This is a genomic window from Enterobacter sp. SECR19-1250 (genome assembly GCF_013391025.1).
Taxonomy (GTDB): domain Bacteria; phylum Pseudomonadota; class Gammaproteobacteria; order Enterobacterales; family Enterobacteriaceae; genus Enterobacter; species Enterobacter cloacae.
In genome coordinates this window covers 1-3,820 of the sequence record NZ_JACASJ010000199.1, presented here as the reverse complement: position 1 = coordinate 3,820, position 3,820 = coordinate 1, and the positions used below count along the sequence as shown (strand labels likewise).

Genomic DNA, 3,820 nt, shown 5'->3' with positions numbered 1-3,820 from the left:
CGCCAGAGACCGAGGGTTAGATCATGCCTAGCATTCACCTTCCGGCCGCCCGCTAAATATCTCCTTTTGGGTTGTTAATAAAACATCCAATAAGTTGACTGTGCGTGAAAAAGAAAGTTTTGTGTGATGGCGTTGAAGATCGCACCGTTAAGCTCTTATGTGGGATGGTGCAGAGCTCGACGACTACCGATAAAACGCAACCGCCGCAAACAGACAAGAAAAAGCCCCAACTGATAACAGTTGGGGCTTCAGTATTGTGATTGGTGGAGCAATAGCACCCTGAACCCAAAACCTTCTCGCTCAACCGGTAGTGGCTGATAACAACTCGTGAGGGCTATTGCGGGTTAAGCATTTAGCGATGTCTAGGGCCAGACTGGACGTCTGAACGCAAGCCGCTGATACTGTACATAACCACAGTATCAGCGGAGGATACCCATGTCGCTGGCAAGGAACGCCACGGCGAGTCAATCGCCCACTCAAACAAACGGTTACGAACGCCACCAACCCGACCAGACGCTGCTCTACCAGCTGGTTGAGCAGCACTACCCAGCCTTCAAAGCCTCACTCGAAGCCCAAGGTCAACACCTGCCTCGCTACATCCAACAAGAATTCAACGACCTCCTCCAATGTGGCCGTCTGGAGTATGGTTTCATGCGGGTTCGCTGCGAGGATTGTCATCACGAGCGTCTGGTCGCCTTCAGCTGTAAACGACGCGGCTTTTGCCCTAGCTGCGGTGCCCGCCGGATGGCCGAGAGTGCGGCGCTGCTGATAGACGAAGTCTTCCCCAAGGAGCCCATTCGCCAGTGGGTGCTCAGCTTTCCTTTCCAGCTACGCTTTTTGCTGGCTCGCCATCCCCAGCTGATGGGCCAGGTCTTGAGTATCGTCTATCGTACACTCTCAACTCATCTGATCAAAAAAGCCGGTTACACCAAAGCCTCTGCACAAACTGGCTCAGTGACTCTTATCCAACGCTTTGGCTCCGCGCTAAATCTCAATGTCCACTACCACATGCTGTTTCTCGATGGTGTCTATGCCGAAGATGACTATGGCAAGCAACGCTTCCATCGTGTCAAGGCACCCACTTACGATGAGCTGAATACGCTCGCTCACACCCTCAGCCATCGCATCGCTCGCTGCATGGAAAAGCGTGGGATTTTGGAGCGTGATGCCGAGAATACGTGGTTGACACTGGAAGAGGGCGAAGACGATACGCTGACTCAATTACATGGTGCTTCGGTTACGTATCGCATTGCCGTCGGCCCCCAGCAAGGGCGCAAAGTCTTCACCCTGCAAACCTTGCCAGGGCGTGAGGATAAAGCCGACTCAAGCAGTCGAGTAGCCAACCATGCTGGTTTCTCGCTACACGCCGGTGTGATGGCCGAAGCGCATCAGCGGGATAAGCTTGAGCGCTTGTGTCGCTACATTAGTCGGCCAGCGGTTTCAGAAAAACGTCTGGCATTAACCGCCAATGGGCAGGTGCGTTACGAGCTCAAAACTCCGTACCGCAATGGCACCACCCATGTGATCTTCGAGCCGCTGGACTTCATCGCCAAACTCGCTGCGTTGGTACCTAAGCCGCGAGTCAACCTCACACGCTTCCACGGCGTCTTTGCACCGAACAGCAAACACCGAGTTCAAGTAACACCCGCCAAGCGGGGCAAGAAGCCCGACAAATCGGAAGGTCTCGATACTAACTGGCGTGACAAGAGTCCTGCAGAGCGCCACCGCGCCATGACCTGGATGCAACGCCTCAAGCGAGTCTTCAATATTGATATTGAAGTCTGCGAACACTGCGGCGGTCACGTCAAAGTGATTGCCAGCATCGAAGATCCGAAGGTCATTGAGCAGATTCTCAAGCATCTGAAACAGAAAACAGCCAAGGCGAATGCCGCCAAGCAGCGTGAGCTGCCACCAGAACGAGCGCCGCCACTGACTCCCAGCCTGTTCGATCCATCACAGAGTCGTCTCTTTGACTGACGACCCCAAATCCAACACTGCTCAACACTGCCAACTTTTAAACGGGGCGGTGGGGCAGTTTGTATCTCTCGAGCTATCAGGCTAGAGATTTTACCGCCAAATCGAACCTTATTAGAGCGGTTTAGGCTGGACCGGCAGTTAAAATTGGGGCTTGAGCGGTAAACGAGTGAGGGAATTTCAGGTAAGATACTTCGGATGAGGAGCAAAAAGGTGGTTTATACTTCCTATACCCAAGCCACCACAATAATCGCCAGCAACAGTGAAGGGATCGACAGCAGGGTGTCCAGAATGTGATTCAGCACCGCGGAGCGCAAACCGTGTGTTGCCCCGGCAACCACGCCAAGCAATAAGCCACACAACGTGGCGGCAAGGGTGACGACAAACGCACCGCCCACGGTCGGGGCCGCACCGCTAAGCAGGCGGCTTAAAACATCACGCCCCAGGTCATCAGTCCCGAGGAAGAAAGAGACTTCGCCATAGCGTGACCATGACGGCGGCAAAAGCTGGTAGCCAAGAAACTGCTGGTCGATGCCATAAGGCGCGAACCAACCACCAAAAATACACAGAATTGCCAGTCCAGCACAGCCATACAGGCCGATCATTGCGGTTGCATCGCCGTAAAAATTGCGCCATGCGGTGCGCAGCGTACCAGGCGGGCGCTTTTCGCTGTAGACGCTATCGTAAGGCATACCATTCCTTATGTTTCAGAGGGTTAGCCATAGCACCCAAAATATCAGAGATCACGTTAACAATGATAACCAGTGAGCCAATCACCATCACACCCGCCGAAATCGCCGCGTAATCCTGCTGGCGAATCGCGTTAATCAGCCAACGGCCAAGACCTGGCCAGCTAAAGACCATCTCGGTGATCATCGCCAGCGTCAGCATGGTGGAAAACTGTAACCCCAGGCGCGGGATAACCGGTGGGAGAGCGTTGTGCAGTACGTGACGGCGTAAAATCGTTAACCGTGACAGACCACGAGTCGCCGCCGCTTTGACATAGTTTTGATCAAAGACCTCAATAGTGCTGATACGCATCAGACGAATAACTTCCGTCGTCGGTGCCACGGAGAGCGTTAACACCGGAAGCACCATATGGCGGATGGCACTGACCAGCATTTCATCGCGCCAGGGCGAGTCGGAGATCCAGGCGTCAATAATGGCAAACCCGGTTACGGGTTTTACTTCATAAAGCAGATCAAAACGCCCTGATACGGGTAACCAGCCGAGGGTTAGTGAGAATAGCAACGTCAGCAGCAGCGCCAGCCAAAAAACCGGAATAGAGAAGCCCATCAGAGCCAATGCGCTGATGCAACGATCCTGCCATTTATTACGCGTTATGCCCGCCAACATGCCGATGGGGATCCCGACCATTAGTGCAAAACCAAATGCCAGAATGCACAGTTCCATTGTTGCCGGGAACACCTCTTTCAGTTGTTCTGAGATCAACTGGCCGTTAATACTGGACACACCAAAATCCCAGTGAATCAGGCCATTGAACCAGAATACCCAAGCGTTCCACAGCGATGCGCCCTGTAACGGCGCATGGGGGGTGAAATAACTCAGACTGAAGCCAATAAAGGTCAGGAAGAACAAAGTGACCAGCAATAATAAAAATCGGCGTAGGGTGAAGATAATCATGGTTTTTTCACCTCGTCAGCCTTTTCCCTGGAAACCCCGGCAAAAGAAGCGTTGCCGAACGGACTGAGCACCAGCCCTTTGATGTCATAGCGGTAAGCCTGCAAACGGAGCGAAGAGGCCAGAGGCAGGATCGGCAACTCGCGCGCAAGGGCACTGTTGCAAATAGTCGGTGGTGATAAACTTATCATCCCCTTTTGCTGAT

General features: G+C 53.4%; 3 protein-coding genes and 1 pseudogene. 1 reads left to right on the top strand and 3 read right to left on the bottom strand.

The window, feature by feature from the left end:
* Nucleotides 1–435 precede the first annotated feature (435 nt).
* Nucleotides 436–1,977: an IS91-like element ISCR1 family transposase gene (locus tag HX884_RS25595; protein ID WP_000050481.1), complete on the top strand. Its 1,542-nt coding sequence runs from the start codon at nucleotides 436–438 to the stop codon at nucleotides 1,975–1,977.
* Nucleotides 1,978–2,207: 230 nt separating this feature from the next.
* On the opposite strand, the pseudogene HX884_RS25590 reads toward HX884_RS25595, so the two are convergent.
* From HX884_RS25590 to HX884_RS25580, 3 genes and pseudogenes are all read right to left on the bottom strand, one after another.
* A pseudogene (locus HX884_RS25590) lies at nucleotides 2,208–2,666 on the bottom strand (peptide ABC transporter permease); the annotation flags it as partial.
* Nucleotides 2,653–3,618 (bottom strand): peptide ABC transporter permease SapB, encoded by a 966-nt coding sequence (sapB, locus tag HX884_RS25585; RefSeq protein ID WP_004193276.1) that lies wholly within the window; start codon nucleotides 3,616–3,618, stop codon nucleotides 2,653–2,655. The gene sapB and the pseudogene HX884_RS25590, both read right to left, overlap by 14 nt.
* Nucleotides 3,615–3,820 (bottom strand): hypothetical protein (locus HX884_RS25580; protein ID WP_178328983.1); only part of this gene is annotated, 206 nt, incomplete at its 5' end. The genes sapB and HX884_RS25580, both read right to left, overlap by 4 nt.